At 59.8% G+C, this 13,168-nt stretch carries 14 protein-coding genes; 7 read left to right on the forward strand and 7 right to left on the reverse strand.

Features of this window, described 5'->3' with window-relative positions:
• Window positions 1–3: 3 nt before the first annotated feature.
• The 4 genes from MJP36_RS07185 to queC all read left to right on the forward strand — a co-directional run bounded on the left by MJP36_RS07185 (window position 4) and on the right by queC (window position 2,741).
• Complete coding sequence (locus tag MJP36_RS07185) at window positions 4–630, forward strand: cytochrome o ubiquinol oxidase subunit III (protein ID WP_060754365.1); 627 nt, start codon at window positions 4–6, stop codon at window positions 628–630.
• Window positions 630–965, forward strand: a complete 336-nt coding sequence (gene cyoD / locus MJP36_RS07190) for a cytochrome o ubiquinol oxidase subunit IV (protein ID WP_060754364.1) — start codon at window positions 630–632, stop codon at window positions 963–965. The genes MJP36_RS07185 and cyoD overlap by 1 nt, the downstream gene beginning before the upstream one ends.
• 11 nt (window positions 966–976) lie before the next feature.
• On the forward strand, window positions 977–1,864 hold the full coding sequence (gene cyoE, locus MJP36_RS07195; protein WP_060754363.1) for a heme o synthase: 888 nt from the start codon (window positions 977–979) through the stop codon (window positions 1,862–1,864).
• A 178-nt stretch (window positions 1,865–2,042) separates the two neighbouring features.
• Window positions 2,043–2,741, forward strand: coding sequence for a 7-cyano-7-deazaguanine synthase QueC (queC, locus tag MJP36_RS07200; RefSeq protein WP_090368631.1), 699 nt, complete (start codon window positions 2,043–2,045; stop codon window positions 2,739–2,741).
• Between the two features lie 135 nt (window positions 2,742–2,876).
• Here queC and MJP36_RS07205 read toward each other — a convergent pair whose 3' ends face one another.
• Window positions 2,877–3,761: a queuosine precursor transporter gene (locus MJP36_RS07205; protein ID WP_198762561.1), complete on the reverse strand. Its 885-nt coding sequence runs from the start codon at window positions 3,759–3,761 to the stop codon at window positions 2,877–2,879.
• Window positions 3,748–4,353, reverse strand: a complete 606-nt coding sequence (locus tag MJP36_RS07210; protein ID WP_244385105.1) for a helix-turn-helix transcriptional regulator — start codon at window positions 4,351–4,353, stop codon at window positions 3,748–3,750. Before MJP36_RS07210 ends, MJP36_RS07205 begins: the two co-directional genes overlap by 14 nt.
• A 243-nt stretch (window positions 4,354–4,596) precedes the next feature.
• On the opposite strand from MJP36_RS07210, the gene MJP36_RS07215 reads away from it, so the two are divergent.
• Window positions 4,597–5,952 (forward strand): serine hydroxymethyltransferase, encoded by a 1,356-nt coding sequence (locus MJP36_RS07215; RefSeq protein ID WP_244385106.1) that lies wholly within the window; start codon window positions 4,597–4,599, stop codon window positions 5,950–5,952.
• A 96-nt stretch (window positions 5,953–6,048) separates the two neighbouring features.
• Window positions 6,049–7,140, forward strand: a complete 1,092-nt coding sequence (gene ptaA, locus MJP36_RS07220; protein WP_244385107.1) for a pyoverdine biosynthesis transaminase PtaA — start codon at window positions 6,049–6,051, stop codon at window positions 7,138–7,140.
• A gap of 145 nt (window positions 7,141–7,285) precedes the next feature.
• Here ptaA and MJP36_RS07225 read toward each other — a convergent pair whose 3' ends face one another.
• The 4 genes from MJP36_RS07225 to MJP36_RS07240 all read right to left on the reverse strand — a co-directional run bounded on the left by MJP36_RS07225 (window position 7,286) and on the right by MJP36_RS07240 (window position 10,901).
• Window positions 7,286–7,990, reverse strand: coding sequence for a hypothetical protein (locus MJP36_RS07225; RefSeq protein ID WP_060754358.1), 705 nt, complete (start codon window positions 7,988–7,990; stop codon window positions 7,286–7,288).
• A gap of 69 nt (window positions 7,991–8,059) precedes the next feature.
• The gene (locus MJP36_RS07230) at window positions 8,060–8,563 is read right to left on the reverse strand and encodes a DUF6622 family protein (protein ID WP_244385108.1); all 504 of its coding nucleotides are present in this window, start codon (window positions 8,561–8,563) and stop codon (window positions 8,060–8,062) included.
• 105 nt (window positions 8,564–8,668) lie between these two features.
• Window positions 8,669–9,919 carry a 2-aminoadipate transaminase gene (locus tag MJP36_RS07235; RefSeq protein ID WP_244385109.1) on the reverse strand — a complete coding sequence of 417 codons (1,251 nt, stop codon included), beginning with the start codon at window positions 9,917–9,919 and terminating at the stop codon, window positions 8,669–8,671.
• An 88-nt stretch (window positions 9,920–10,007) separates the two neighbouring features.
• Window positions 10,008–10,901: a LysR substrate-binding domain-containing protein gene (locus MJP36_RS07240; RefSeq protein ID WP_244385110.1), complete on the reverse strand. Its 894-nt coding sequence runs from the start codon at window positions 10,899–10,901 to the stop codon at window positions 10,008–10,010.
• A 143-nt stretch (window positions 10,902–11,044) separates the two neighbouring features.
• Here MJP36_RS07240 and MJP36_RS07245 point away from each other — a divergent pair, with 143 nt between their 5' ends.
• Window positions 11,045–12,073: an amino acid ABC transporter substrate-binding protein gene (locus MJP36_RS07245; RefSeq protein WP_060754354.1), complete on the forward strand. Its 1,029-nt coding sequence runs from the start codon at window positions 11,045–11,047 to the stop codon at window positions 12,071–12,073.
• Window positions 12,074–12,076: 3 nt separating this feature from the next.
• On the opposite strand, the gene MJP36_RS07250 is transcribed toward MJP36_RS07245, so the two are convergent.
• The gene (locus MJP36_RS07250; RefSeq protein WP_060754353.1) at window positions 12,077–13,090 is read right to left on the reverse strand and encodes a sensor domain-containing diguanylate cyclase; all 1,014 of its coding nucleotides are present in this window, start codon (window positions 13,088–13,090) and stop codon (window positions 12,077–12,079) included.
• Between the last annotated feature and the right edge of the window lie 78 nt (window positions 13,091–13,168).

Here is a 13,168-nt window from a genome sequence, read left to right on the forward strand (position 1 = left end):
ACCATGTCGAACTTAGTGACCAATGCTGGACACGCCCATGTCGATGACCATGGGCACGATGACCATCACCACGACTCGGGGCCGATGACCGTTTTCGGTTTCTGGCTCTACCTGATGACCGACTGCATCTTGTTTGCGTCGATCTTCGCGGTGTACGCGGTACTGGTAAACAACACTGCCGGTGGCCCGTCGGGCCACGACATCTTCGAACTGCCTTACGTGCTCGGCGAAACCGCCTTGCTGTTGTTCAGTTCGATCACCTACGGCTTCGCCATGTTGGCCTTCTACAAGGGCAACAAGAAAGGCGTACTGAGCTGGTTGGCACTGACCTTCCTGTTCGGCCTGGGCTTCATCGGCATGGAGATCAACGAGTTCCACCTGCTGATCTCCGAAGGCTACGGCCCGCACCGTTCCGGCTTCCTGTCCGCGTTCTTCACGCTGGTAGGTACCCACGGTCTGCACGTGTCGGCAGGTCTGCTGTGGATGGCGGTGATGATGTATCAGGTCAATAAGCACGGCCTGACCAACACCAACAAGACTCGCCTGAGCTGCCTGAGCCTGTTCTGGCACTTCCTGGACGTGGTCTGGATCTGCGTATTCACCGTTGTCTACCTGATGGGGACTCTGTAATGGCTAATGCACACTCCCATGACAGCCACGATGCAAGCCACGGCAGCGTCAAGTCTTACGCTATCGGCTTCATCCTGTCGGTCATCCTGACCCTGATCCCGTTCGGCCTGGTGATGTACCCAACCTTGCCGAAGTCGATCACCTTGATGATCGTCCTGGCGTTCGCGGTGATTCAGGTTCTGGTTCACCTGGTGTACTTCCTGCACCTGGACCGCTCTGCGGCCCAGCGTGAGAACGTGATTGCATTCGTGTTCGCAGGCCTGGTGATCGTTCTGTTGGTTGGTCTGTCGTTGTGGATCATGTTCAGCATCCACACCTACATGATGGCGAAGTGAGGTAAGACCCGATGTCGCTTAAGCACTTTATCCAAATCACCAAACCGGGGATCATTTTCGGTAACGTGCTTTCTGTGGCGGGCGGTTTCTTCCTGGCCTCCAAGGGACATGTCGATCTGGCCATCTTCCTGGCTGCAATGATCGGCACGTCCCTGGTGGTAGCTTCCGGTTGTGTCTTCAACAACTGCATCGACCGTGACATCGATATCAAGATGGAACGCACCAAGAACCGCGTGCTGGTGCAGGGGCTTATTTCCCTGAAACTGGCACTGGTCTACGCGACCGTCCTGGGTGTTGCCGGTGTGGCCCTGTTGTACAAGGTGGCCAACCCGTTGGCGGCGCTGTTTGCCGTGATCGGCTTTGTCATCTACGTCGGCCTCTACAGCCTGTACCTCAAGCGCAAGTCGGTTCACGGCACGCTGGTGGGCAGTCTGTCGGGGGCGATGCCGCCGGTGATTGGTTATGTGGCTGTGACCAATAGCTTCGACATGGCCGCGCTGACGCTACTGGTGATGTTCAGCCTGTGGCAGATGCCGCATTCCTACGCCATCGCGATTTTCCGCTTCAATGACTACCTGGCTGCCTCGATTCCGGTTCTGCCGGTCAAGCGTGGCATCCAGGTGGCCAAGAAACACATCCTGCTCTACATCCTGGCCTTCCTCCTGGCGACCTTGATGTTGACCTTCAGTGGCTACGCCGGCATGAGCTACCTCGCTGTTGCGGCCGCCATGGGCATGTACTGGTTGTACATGGCCTGGACCGGTTACAAGGCGGTGGATGACACCGTCTGGGCGCGCAAGCTGTTCGTGTTCTCGATCTTCACCATCACCGCGCTGAGCGTGATGATGTCCCTGGATTTCCAAGTACCGAAAGAGCTGTTGCTGACCTACGCACACTGAGTCTTGGAGCAATGAAAAACCCCGCCTTCGAAAGAAGTGCGGGGTTTTTTATATTTTGGCGTGTCCGCGAAAAACCTGAGGGCGTCGTGCCAAACCGGACTCGCTGCGTTATCGTTGTCGTTTTTCGCGAGCAAGCTTGCTCCTACACCCACATTCTACAAATGCAGGAAGCGCAGAGATGAGTAAAAAAGCCGTTGTGGTCTTCAGTGGCGGGCAGGATTCGACGACCTGTCTGATCCAGGCCTTGACGCGGTATGACGAAGTGCACTGCATTACCTTCGATTATGGCCAGCGCCATGTGGCGGAAATTGAAGTCGCCCAGCAGCTTGCGAAGCAGTTGGGCGCCACCGTTCACAAAGTGATGGATGTGTCGTTGCTCGGCGAGTTGGCCATCAGCAGCCTGACCCGCGACAACATCCCGGTGCCGACCGTGAACAGCTCGGGCGAAAGCCTGCCGAGCACGTTTGTGCCGGGGCGCAATATTCTGTTCCTGACCCTGGCGTCGATCTACGCCTACCAGGTGAAGGCTGAAACCGTGATTACCGGCGTCTGCGAAACCGACTTCTCGGGTTACCCGGATTGCCGCGACGAGTTCGTCAAGGCGCTGAACAAGGCGCTGGAACTGGGCATGGAATACAAGCTGCACCTGGACACCCCGTTGATGTGGCTGAACAAGGCCGAGACCTGGGCACTGGCCGACTATCACAACCAGTTGGAGCTGGTGCGCCACCAGACCCTGACCTGCTACAACGGCATCATCGGCACGGGGTGCGGTAACTGCGACGCGTGCAACCTGCGTGCACGGGGCTTGAATGACTACCTGCAGAACAAGGCTGAAGTCATGCAGAGCCTGAAGCAGAAGTTGCAGCTGAATTAAGTAATTCCCGCGAGCAACCGCTCACTTGTGGCGAGGGAGCTTGCTCCCGCTGGACTGCGTAGCAGGCCCAGTCTTTTCAAACCAAAAGCTGGGGCCGCTACGCGACCCAGCGGGAGCAAGCTCCCTCGCCACAGGTTACAGTGTTGCCGTGGTGCCGGTGATCCAGCGCTTGAACAGCGCGCGCGCACCGTAGGCAGGCAGGATATTGAAGAAGGCAAAGCCGACTTTGATCGCGATCTGCACGTAGATCATGCTCAGGATATCGCTGGTTTGCATCGCGCCGTAGAAGGCGATGAAGCAAAACAGGAAGCTGTCGATGATGACCGCGAAGAATGTGCTGAGGAAGATGCGCAGGTACAGGTACTGGGAGTTGGTCAGCTCTTTGATTTTGCACAGCAGGTACGAGTTTATATTCTCGGATACCAGGAACGACACCGAGGAGGCGACCAGTACCGAAGACACCTGAATGATCACGTCGTTGTACGGCCCATCCAGCTTCCAGCCCGGCAGCCCCGGCAGGAAGGTCGAGCCGTAGAGCAGGATGATGATCATCGCGTTACTGGCAAACGCAAACAGAATGGCCCTTCTGGCCAGGCGCAGGCCGAACTGCTCGTTGAGCAGGTCCACGATCAGGAAGGTCAGCGGATACAGGAAGGTGCCCGGCGTCACGATGATGCCCAGCGACTCCAGGTAAATGGGTTTGGTCGCGGCGATGCTGGTAAAAATATAGAAGGTGAACAACAGCAGGTTGAGGATGATGTAGATCATCCAGGAGTTCTCGTTACGATCGTTCAAGTCATAGGCGGTCAGCGTGCCTCCCTGCGAATAGAACTTCTTGTACAGGTTCTTGACTTCCATTTTGTTCAGGTTGTCCATTATTTCGCTGTTGATGACTTCGCTCAGTTTCATTTTGATGACCTTGCCGGTGGCAATCACCATGATGATCGCCAGGCTCTTGTCATTCTCAAACCCCAGCAGCTTGTAGTTGCTGTTTTCAGCACTCGCTTCATACGTTGTCATTGAAGCGCTCCTCGATGATGTCGCCGATCACGCACAGGCGTTCCGAAGGGCTACAGGCGTCAAGGGTGATGAACAGCTTGCGGATGGCCCTGTCGTACACCAACTTTTCCTTGCCGGGGCTCGACGTGCCTTTTTGCACGATCAATAAATCACCCGCTTCGTTGATGCCGGGAATGCCGCGCTCCAGGCGCACGCCGATCAGGTTGCAGCAAGTGCCGAAGTAGTAGGTCAACGGATACCGCGTGGCCAGTTCGCCAATACGCTTGTCCAGGTTCTGCATTACCTGGCTTTCCTTGAGCACCGGCACGGCTGCGGGATTCATGTTGCCCTGGGGGGAAACACTGCTCTCGATGATTTCCTTGGCTTCGAAGTCGACGGTCTCGATCTCGTCGTAGGAGATACCGAAGAAGTCGGAGATCTTGCGAATGGTCGACTGCTGTACGTTGACGACCTTGCCTTCCAGGATGTTGTAGATAGTGGTCCTGGTCAGGCCGGCGGCACTGCTTAGCGAAAGCTGGGTTTCGCCACGGCTTTTGATCAAGTACTTGATGTTGCTCTTCAAGTGCTCGGTTTTTTCCCGTTTGTGTATCACGTGCTCACCACTTCCCTTTAGGTATAAACGTCCGTTTTCCACACCGCCAGTTGCACGGCGTCGCGAGTGTTGCATGCGTCGGCCACAACAATAAAGTCCCGCATGCTCTGCCTCGCTGCTTTGCCGTCATCTGTGCGCGCAGAAATGAACATTTAATTGGGAAAATGTTTAAATTTCTGTTTAATTGAATGCCTTCGGTTCAGGACGAATCGGCTCGCAACACCCAGGAAGGGAACCGCACTGATGGCACTCAATACCGCACCACTGAAAGACCAGGCCGACCTGCTGCGTCGTGGCCTGGCGGATCTGCACGCTGAAGACCTTGAGCTGGCGAGCATCCTCGATGCGGAAGTCACGCGACAGCACCGCACCTTATCGCTGGTCTCTTCATCCTGCGCCGTCAAGCCGCATACGCTGGTGGCCAGTGCCTCGGCCTTGGTCAACGTCACGGCGGAAGGCATGCCGGGCAGGCGTCATCGTACGGGCTGCGAGAACGTTGATCGAGTCGAAGCCCTGGCCATTCGCCGGGCGCGGGAACTGTTCGATGCCCACTACGCAAGCGTGCAGTCGCACTCAGCCTCCAGTGCGATCTCCCAAGTCCTGTCAGCGCTGCTTGAACCGGGCGATACCTTGCTGGGCATGGCCCACGACCATGACGGCGATCTCGCCCTCGGCAGCCCGGCTGTACTCACGGGCACCTATTACAAAGCCATCCGCTACGGCACCACCGCCGATGGCCTCATCGATTACGCGCAGGTGCGCAGCCTGGCCCTCGCGCATCGTCCGCGCATTATCATCTGCGGGGCGCAGGCTTACTCGCGGGTGGTGGATTTCGAGCGGTTTCGCGAGATTGCCGATGAGGCCGGCGCCATCCTGCTCGCTGACATTTCCTACATTGCCGGGCTGGTCGTGACCGGACGCCATCCCAACCCGATCAACGCGGCCCATGTCACCATTACCTGCACGCACAAGCAATTGGGTGGCCCTCGTGGTGGGCTGATCCTGTCCGGGCGCGATGCAAATACCAAGGTGCCCGGCTTGAAGTCGACTTTCAGCCGCGTCCTCGACCAGGCCGTCTTCCCTCGCATGCAGGGGGCACCGGCGGTCAATATGATCGCGGCCAAAGCGGCCGCCCTGGGGTACGCCAAGTCGGCGGCATTCGACGCCTGCATGGAGCGGGTTCGTACACTTGCCGACGAAATGACCCGCGCTTTTCAGGCGCATGACTATGACGTCGTGGGTGGGCGAAGCGAAAACCACACGGTGCTGATCCGGTTGCGCGGCGCCATGACCGGCGCCATCGCGGAGTCGGCGCTGGAGGGCTGCGGCCTGCTGGTGAACAAGCATCGCGTACCGGGTGAGACGCGCTCGTCATGGGTCACCAGCGGTGTGTGTATCGGTACCGGTTCCATGGCGCAACGCATGATCGACCCGCCCGGCTGCCGGCAGGTTGTCGCGCTGATTTGCCAGGTGCTGGACAGCGTGACCCCGCTGGGCGAGGAGGACTACCGGCAGGACCCTGCGGTGCGCGAACAGCTGCGTTCGCAGGTGCAGGCGTTGTGTGCGAGCTACCCCATCATCGACTACCTGGAGCGCTGATCGCCAAGTGCCCGGTTAAATCAGCCGGTGTTCTCCTCGTCATACTCCTCTGTATGAGCTGTGCGAATCCATCCCCGCCTACGAGGAGTCGTTACCATGGTCAGCGTGAGTCGTCGTTCCCTTCTTGCCGTCGGCGCGGCCCTGCCGATACTCGGGCGTCTGGATTGGGCGCTCGCCAGCCCGGCGGCGGCAGCGTCTGACAAGGTATTGCTCAACTACAACGAAAGCCCCTACGGCCCCTCGGGCGCTGCTCGTGAGGCGATGCAGCGTGGGATCGCGACGTCCGGGCGTTATCCCTACCCGGACATGTACGCGTTGGCCGCTTTATTCGCCCAGCAGCAGGCCATCCCGGAAGACCACGTGGCCGTGTTTGCCGGCTCCATGGCCGCACTGCGCTACGCCTTGGTGGCGTTCACCAGCGAAGCCCGCAGCCTGGTGATGGCCACGCCGTCCTACGAACTGCCGCGCCAGGCTGCCGAGTCGCACAAGGCGCCGGTGCACGAAGTGAACCTCGATGCCAGGCACGCCCATGATGTGCCCGCCATGCTCGCAGCTGATCCCCAGGCGGGCCTGCTTTACCTGTGCAACCCCAACAACCCGACCGGCACCCTGACGCCCAGCGCGACGATCCGCCAAGCGCTGGCAAACAAACCCGAAGGCTGCGTGCTGGTGGTGGATGAGGCTTATATCGATTTCTCCGATGCCCCCAGTTGCGTGAGCTGGGTCAAGGACCATGACGATTTGCTGGTGCTGCGCACATTCTCAAAAATCTATGGCATGGCCGGCGCGCGGCTGGGCTTGGCAATCGGCCACCCGACGTTGCTGGAGCGGCTGGCAGTGTTCGGTGGCGATAACGTACCGGCCGCGTCCTCCTTGCTCGGCGCCCGGGCGAGCCTGGAAGATGTCACGCTGCTGCCGCAGCGCAAGGCGCTCAATGCCCGGGTGCGCGAAGAAACGCTGGCCTGGCTCAAGTCCCGCGGCTTCACCTGCACGCTCTCGCAGAGCAACTGCTTCATGATCGACGTGAAACAGCCCGCCGAGCACGTCATCGAGCGGCTTGCGGCACAGAGCGTGATGGTGGGGCGGGTCTGGAAAAACTGGCCGCAGTGGGTGCGGGTGACAGTCGGCACCCAGCAGGAGATGGAACGCTTTCGTGAAGTGTTCGCGGGGCAGGTGATGAACGCTTAGTCGGCCAAAGGCGCAACGCTGCGACTGTGGCGAGGGAGCTTGCTCCCGTTGGACTGCGAAGCAGGCCCAGTCTTTTCAAACCCAAAGCTGGGGCCGCTGCGCGGCCCAGCGGGAGCAAGCTCCCTCACCACAGGCATGAACGCCCTTATTGCGCGGCGATGGCGTAGCCGTCAAAGGCGCTCTGCTGTTGCAGGGCTGTCACGATGCTTTTGCGCGTGACCGGCTGCTCCACGCCGCTGTTATCGATGAAGGTTTCGCTTTCCAGTTCGGCTTCGCTGCCTTCACCCACAAACGCAAAACCAAGGAACTCAAGCGCCTCACGGTCCACGTTCAGTTTGGAGCGTGGCGTGCGCAGCGGCAGGGTGACGCTGATGCCGTCTTTGCTGATCACAAACACTTCGGCTTCTTTCTTGGCGCGGGCCGCCTTGCCCTTGCCGGCGCTTGGGTTGCTGATGGCCTGGTGGCTCTGGTTCAGCACCTTGAGGGCCAGGCCGTAGACCAGTTCCTGAAACTCGGGGTCGTCCTTGAAGCTGGACAGGATGCGGCTGATCGAAAACTGGCTGCTGAGGTTTTCCAGCGCAGCGTTGTCGGCGGCTTCGGCGTCCTTGAGTTGCTTGAGCTGGCCCATCAGGTCGTAGGCTTTGTCATCGTCGAAGGCATCGTGGGCCTGGCGGATAGCGACGCGCAGTTCGCGGATCTGGTCGCTTTCCTTGGAGGTGTGGAACGCGTCCAACACCATCTCGCTGATGATCTTGGCGGCAGGCACATGCTGTGAAAGATTGATGGCGTTTTCGTATTCAGCTTTGGAGTGCAAGGCGACTACGGATTCTTCGGTGTGCGAATCGGACATTGAAATTTCACTACTTCAGTAAGCGGGACAAAAAAGCGTCGCGCATTTTCAAGGGGCAGGGGAGTCAGGTCAAGGCAGCACAATGCCCTTATCGCGACGCAAAGCGTTCAGCGCCCGCTGCAGCCGTACGGCCCGTCCGCAGAACAGACCAACGGTAAGCCCCGAGACGCCACCGACCACCGCCAGCATCTGTGGCGTGCTCAACAGTAGCGGGTGCACCGCCTGCTGGTAGCCGAAATAGTACTTCACTGCAAAAAACAGCTGTGAGACCAGCAAGGTTTTCCATGTGCCTGCCAGCACCAGGGTTTCACCCTTGGCATCCAGTCGGGCGCCATTGGCGTTGAACAACGACATCCCCAGCAGGCTCCCCACCACAGCGCCGCCCGCCCAGGCGCTGCTCGAGAGTATTGACGGCGCCAATGACGTCAGTGACCACACCACCAAAACCACCGGCAGAATCATCAGCGAGCGACGATTCTCACGGCCACCCATACAGGCTTTGATGCCGTAGTAACAAATCCACGCATAAACGGCGTACACCCACAGGGGCGTGCCTTGAAGGATGTCGAGCATGGTGTGCGTCCTTGCAGAAATGTGTGGGTTTTATTCTCAGAAGGCTCAGGTAGCGCTGAAGCGGTTCAGGTTTTCCGAAGCCTTCAGAGTGCTCCTTGTATCACTTTAAGCCAACTGCCGCAGACACGCCTCCAGGATATCCAGCCCTTCCTCCAGCACCGCAGGCTCGATGGTCAGTGGTGCCAACAGGCGGATGATGTGCCGCGACTTGCCGCTGGGCATCAGCAGCAAGCCCGCGTCCCGCGCCAGTTCCAGCAGTTGGGTCAGTTGTTTGGAGGCCGGCGTGCCGTCGGCATTGACCAACTCGATGCCGCGCATGGCCCCCACGCCGGTCATGCGGCCCAGGTACGCGCACAGGCCCTGGGTGCGCCAGGCGTGATAACGGCGGGTGATGGCTTCTTCCTGCTGTGAGCCCCAGGTTTTCAGGTGGGCATCCGTCATTGCATCGAGGGTAGCCAATGCGCCTGCGCAGGCGATGGGGTTGCCGGAATAGGTGCCGCCCAGGCCGCCCTTGGGCAGGTTGTCGAGCAAAGGTTTACGGCCGACTACGGCACCCAAGGGCACGCCGCCGGCGATGCTTTTGCCGAGCAGGATCAGGTCCGGTTCGATGCCCAGTCGCGAGAACGCAAAGCGTTGGCCGGTGCGACCAAAGCCGGACTGGATTTCATCGGCAATCAGCAGGATGTGGTTCGTATCGCAGAAGCGCCGCAAGGCTTGGGCAAACTCGATATCCAGGGCCAGGAAGCCGCCTTCGCCCTGCACCGGTTCGATGATGAAACAGGCGACGTCACTGACGTCGATTTCCACGCTGAACAAGCGGTCCATGGCCTTCAGCGCTTCGGCGCAAGTGACGCCGTTGTCGGCGCTGGGGTAGGGCAGGTGATACACGGGGCCTGGCAGTACGCCGACCTTTTGCTTGTAGGGCGCGACCTTGCCGTTGAGGTTGAGGGTGGCCAGGGTACGGCCATGGAAGGCGCCGTCAAAGGCGATGACCACCGTGCGCCCGGTGGCGCCGCGCACGATCTTCAAGGCATTTTCAGCGGCTTCCGCGCCGCTGTTGGTGAGCATGCCGCTCACCGGATAACTCACCGGAATGAACGCGCTGAGGCGTTCCATCAATTGGAGGTAGGGCGCGTGGGGCACGGCGTTGAATGCGTAGTGCGTCAGCTTCGTGGCCTGTTCCCGAATGGCCTCGACCACGCCTGGGTGGCAATGGCCGAGGTTGAGCACACCGATGCCGCCGACAAAGTCGATATAGCGTTTGCCCGTGGTGTCCCACACCTCGGCATTCTTGCCGTGGCTGAGGCTGATCGGGTGAACGATGGAAATCGACTGGCTGATGGTGGCGTGGCTCATGACTCTCGGACTCGGCAGTGGCGGGCGTTTTTTATCTAAGCCGCACGCCCGGCCCTGTCGCAAACGAAATAAAGTCGCCGGGTCATTATTAAAAGTCAGGATGTGCGCCGACGTAGTCGACCATCCAGTTCAGGAAGGCCTTCACTTTGGGGATATCGCCGGCATGTTCGGCATGGGCAATAAAATGCGCGCCAGCGCTGGGCATTGCGTAGTTCCACGGGATCATCAAGCTGCCGCTGGCCAACTCCTCGGCCACCAGATACTGCGGCACCAACGCCACGCCATAACCCGACTGCGCCGCACGGATGCACATGTAGAACGTATCGAAACGCGGCCCGTGGTAGCTGTTCTGCGAGTGCAGGCCCTGCTCCAGAAACCACTCGTGCCAGGCTTCCGGGCGCGAGGTGCACTGCAGAAGGGTATGGCGCGAAGAGGCATCGCTGCCCTCGGCGACGAACCCCGGTGCGCAGACCGGCACCACCGCCTCGTGAAACAACTCGATGCAGGTCGCCCCCGGCCATGAGCCCTGGCCGAAGAAAAACGCGATATCCGCCTTGGCCTGCAGCACGTCAAAAGGCTCCAGCTCGTTGCGTACGTCCAAGTGGATATTGGGATGTTTGGCCGCGAAATCCTTGAGCTTGGGCACCAGCCAACGGTCACCGAACGTTGGCTGGGTCGCGATGCGCAGTACTTCGGTCTCGCCGCCGTAGGTGAGGATATAGCGGCTGGAGATATCCACCTGGGTCAAGATCTTGTGCACTTCGGCCAGGTACAGCGAACCTGCCAGTGACAGGTACAAGCGCTGGCGCACCCGTTCGAACAGGTTGTGGCACAGCATCTCCTCCAGTTGCGCCACCTGCTTGCTCACTGCGCTTTGGGTCAGGTGCAGTTCTTCAGCGGCACGGGTGAAACTCAGGTGGCGGGCGGCCGCTTCGAAGCATTGCAAGGCGGTCATCGAAGGGGTCAAGCGTTTTGAAATCATGCAGTTCATTCCAAATCGGAAGGAGCCTTTGCCGAAAGGTCGTTTGTGGCAGGCGGGAAACCCGCCGATACTGCCTGGCATCACTATAAACCGGCGCGGGCTGTGCAGCGCCGAATAAAAAGGAATGACAGGGAGCGCCTTGCATGAACCCATTCAAAACCACCTTGGCCGTGATCGGCACCACTGCAGCCTTGGCCTTGGCCGGTACTGCGCACGCGGGCGCAACACTGGACGCGATTCAGAAGAAGGGTTTTATCCAGTGTGGGGTCAGCGACGGCCTGCCGGGTTTCGGCGTACCGGACAGCCAGGGCAAGATGACCGGGATCGACGTCGATGTGTGCCATGCCGTCGCCGCAGCGGTATTTGGCGATGCCTCGAAAGTGAAGTTCAGCCAGCTGACCGCCAAGGAGCGTTTCACCGCGCTGCAATCGGGTGAAGTCGATGTGATTTCACGCAACACCACCTGGACCAGTTCGCGTGATTCGGGCATGGGCCTGGTGTTCACCGGCGTGACCTACTACGACGGGATCGGCTTTCTGGTGAACCACAAGTTGGGCGTGACCGACGCCAAACAACTGGACGGTGCGACCATTTGCCTCCAGGCCGGCACGACGACCGAACTCAACGTCTCCGATTACTTTCGTACCAACGGCATGAAGTACACGCCGATCACCTTCGATACCGCCGATGAAAGCGCCAAGGGCCTGGAATCCGGGCGTTGCGATGTGTTGACCACCGATCAGTCGGGCCTGTACGCCCAGCGCATCAAGATGGCCCACCCGGACGAATTCGTCGTGCTGCCGCAAGTGATCTCCAAGGAACCGTTGGGGCCGCTGGTGCGCAAGGGCGACGATGAGTGGTTCAGCATCGTCAAGTGGACGCTGTTTGCCATGCTCAATGCCGAGGAAATGGGTATCACCTCGCAGAACGTCGAAGAGCAAGCCAAGACCACCCGCAATCCCGACGTCGCCCGTCTGCTCGGCGCCGACGGTGAATATGGCAAGGACCTGAAGCTGCGCAAGGACTGGGTGGTGCAGATCGTCAAGCAGGTGGGCAACTATGGCGAAGTGTTCGAGCGCAACATCGGCCAGGGCAGCGTATTGAAGATCAAGCGCGGGCTGAATGCATTGTGGAGTGAAGGCGGCATCCAGTACGCGCCGCCGGTGCGCTGATCGTTATTCCGACACCCTGTCCTTTCCCGCCGCCTTGGACCGATACAACGCTTGATCGGCCCTTGCCACCAGGGCGGCGGGAGACTCACCCGGCCGACGTTCGACCACCCCCATGCTCAAGGTGAGGGCGAACGCACCGACCGCCGGAGCCTCGTGCATGGCGCGGCGGGCCTCTTCGGCCAGCGCCCTGGCAACCGCCAGCGAGCTTTTGGGCAAGACCCACATGAACTCGTCGCCGCCCCAGCGCGCCAGCAGGTCGCCCTCGCGTACGCAGGCCGACAGGCTCTCCACCACACGCACCAGGGTCTGGTCACCGACGGCGTGGCCGTGCTGATCATTGATCGGCTTGAAGTCATCGATATCCATGGCCACCAGCGCCAGCGGCGAACGAAAGCGTTCGGCGCGCTCGCATTCTTCCAGCAGCACTTTCTCCAGGCAGTAGCGGTTAGCCACGTGGGTCAGGGCGTCGCGTTCAGCCAGGGAACGGTTTTCTTCCAGTTGCAATTGCAGTTGCTGGTTGACCCGTGACAGCTCGCGGGTGCGCTCGGCTACCAGGGCTTCCAGGGACTGGTTACGTCGCTCAAGCTGTTCGATCGAGGATTTGCGTATCTGGATATCGCGATGGGCACCGACCATGCGCGCCACCGAGCCGTCGTCATTGCGCGCGATGATGTAGCCGCGGTCTTCGATCCACAGGTAAGTGCCATCGGCCTTGCGGCAGCGGTATTCGGTTCGGTAAAAGGGCGCACGATGATGAATGTAGTCATCGAACAGCATCATGACTTGCGGGTAATCATCCGGGTGGATCACGTTCTCCCAGGTGAATACGCTGTTCTCCATGGAGTGGCGGGGGTAGCCGAGCATGTCGTACCAGCCGGGGTTGCGGTAGACGAAGCCGGTATTGGCATTCCAATCCCAGATCCCATCGCTGACCAACTCCATGACCGCGTGAAGCAGTTCGCTGTTGAGGTCGGAAAAATCGTTCCTCAGCGGCGGGTTGTCGGAGGTATCGTCCATATGCGCGCTCCCTGCTTGGATTGGCTCTGAGGGCCAGTCATGGTTGACGCCGATACTCCGTGGCTGGCGCTACTTTAC

The organism is Pseudomonas palleroniana (assembly GCF_022836895.1).
Lineage (GTDB): Bacteria > Pseudomonadota > Gammaproteobacteria > Pseudomonadales > Pseudomonadaceae > Aquipseudomonas > Aquipseudomonas palleroniana.

What these genes read in the sequence shown, in the direction of transcription:
- MJP36_RS07230 (WP_244385108.1), bottom strand. Translation starts at nt 8,563, where the DNA reads ATGCTCGACATCCTTCAAGGCACGCCCCTGTGGGTGTACGCCGTTTAT.
- MJP36_RS07245 (WP_060754354.1), top strand. Translation starts at nt 11,045, where the DNA reads ATGAACCCATTCAAAACCACCTTGGCCGTGATCGGCACCACTGCAGCC.
- cyoE (WP_060754363.1), top strand. Translation starts at nt 977, where the DNA reads ATGTCGCTTAAGCACTTTATCCAAATCACCAAACCGGGGATCATTTTC.
- MJP36_RS07215 (WP_244385106.1), top strand. Translation starts at nt 4,597, where the DNA reads ATGGCACTCAATACCGCACCACTGAAAGACCAGGCCGACCTGCTGCGT.
- ptaA (WP_244385107.1), top strand. Translation starts at nt 6,049, where the DNA reads ATGGTCAGCGTGAGTCGTCGTTCCCTTCTTGCCGTCGGCGCGGCCCTG.
- MJP36_RS07185 (WP_060754365.1), top strand. Translation starts at nt 4, where the DNA reads ATGTCGAACTTAGTGACCAATGCTGGACACGCCCATGTCGATGACCAT.
- queC (WP_090368631.1), top strand. Translation starts at nt 2,043, where the DNA reads ATGAGTAAAAAAGCCGTTGTGGTCTTCAGTGGCGGGCAGGATTCGACG.
- MJP36_RS07235 (WP_244385109.1), bottom strand. Translation starts at nt 9,919, where the DNA reads ATGAGCCACGCCACCATCAGCCAGTCGATTTCCATCGTTCACCCGATC.
- MJP36_RS07250 (WP_060754353.1), bottom strand. Translation starts at nt 13,090, where the DNA reads ATGGACGATACCTCCGACAACCCGCCGCTGAGGAACGATTTTTCCGAC.
- MJP36_RS07225 (WP_060754358.1), bottom strand. Translation starts at nt 7,990, where the DNA reads ATGTCCGATTCGCACACCGAAGAATCCGTAGTCGCCTTGCACTCCAAA.
- cyoD (WP_060754364.1), top strand. Translation starts at nt 630, where the DNA reads ATGGCTAATGCACACTCCCATGACAGCCACGATGCAAGCCACGGCAGC.
- MJP36_RS07205 (WP_198762561.1), bottom strand. Translation starts at nt 3,761, where the DNA reads ATGACAACGTATGAAGCGAGTGCTGAAAACAGCAACTACAAGCTGCTG.
- MJP36_RS07240 (WP_244385110.1), bottom strand. Translation starts at nt 10,901, where the DNA reads ATGATTTCAAAACGCTTGACCCCTTCGATGACCGCCTTGCAATGCTTC.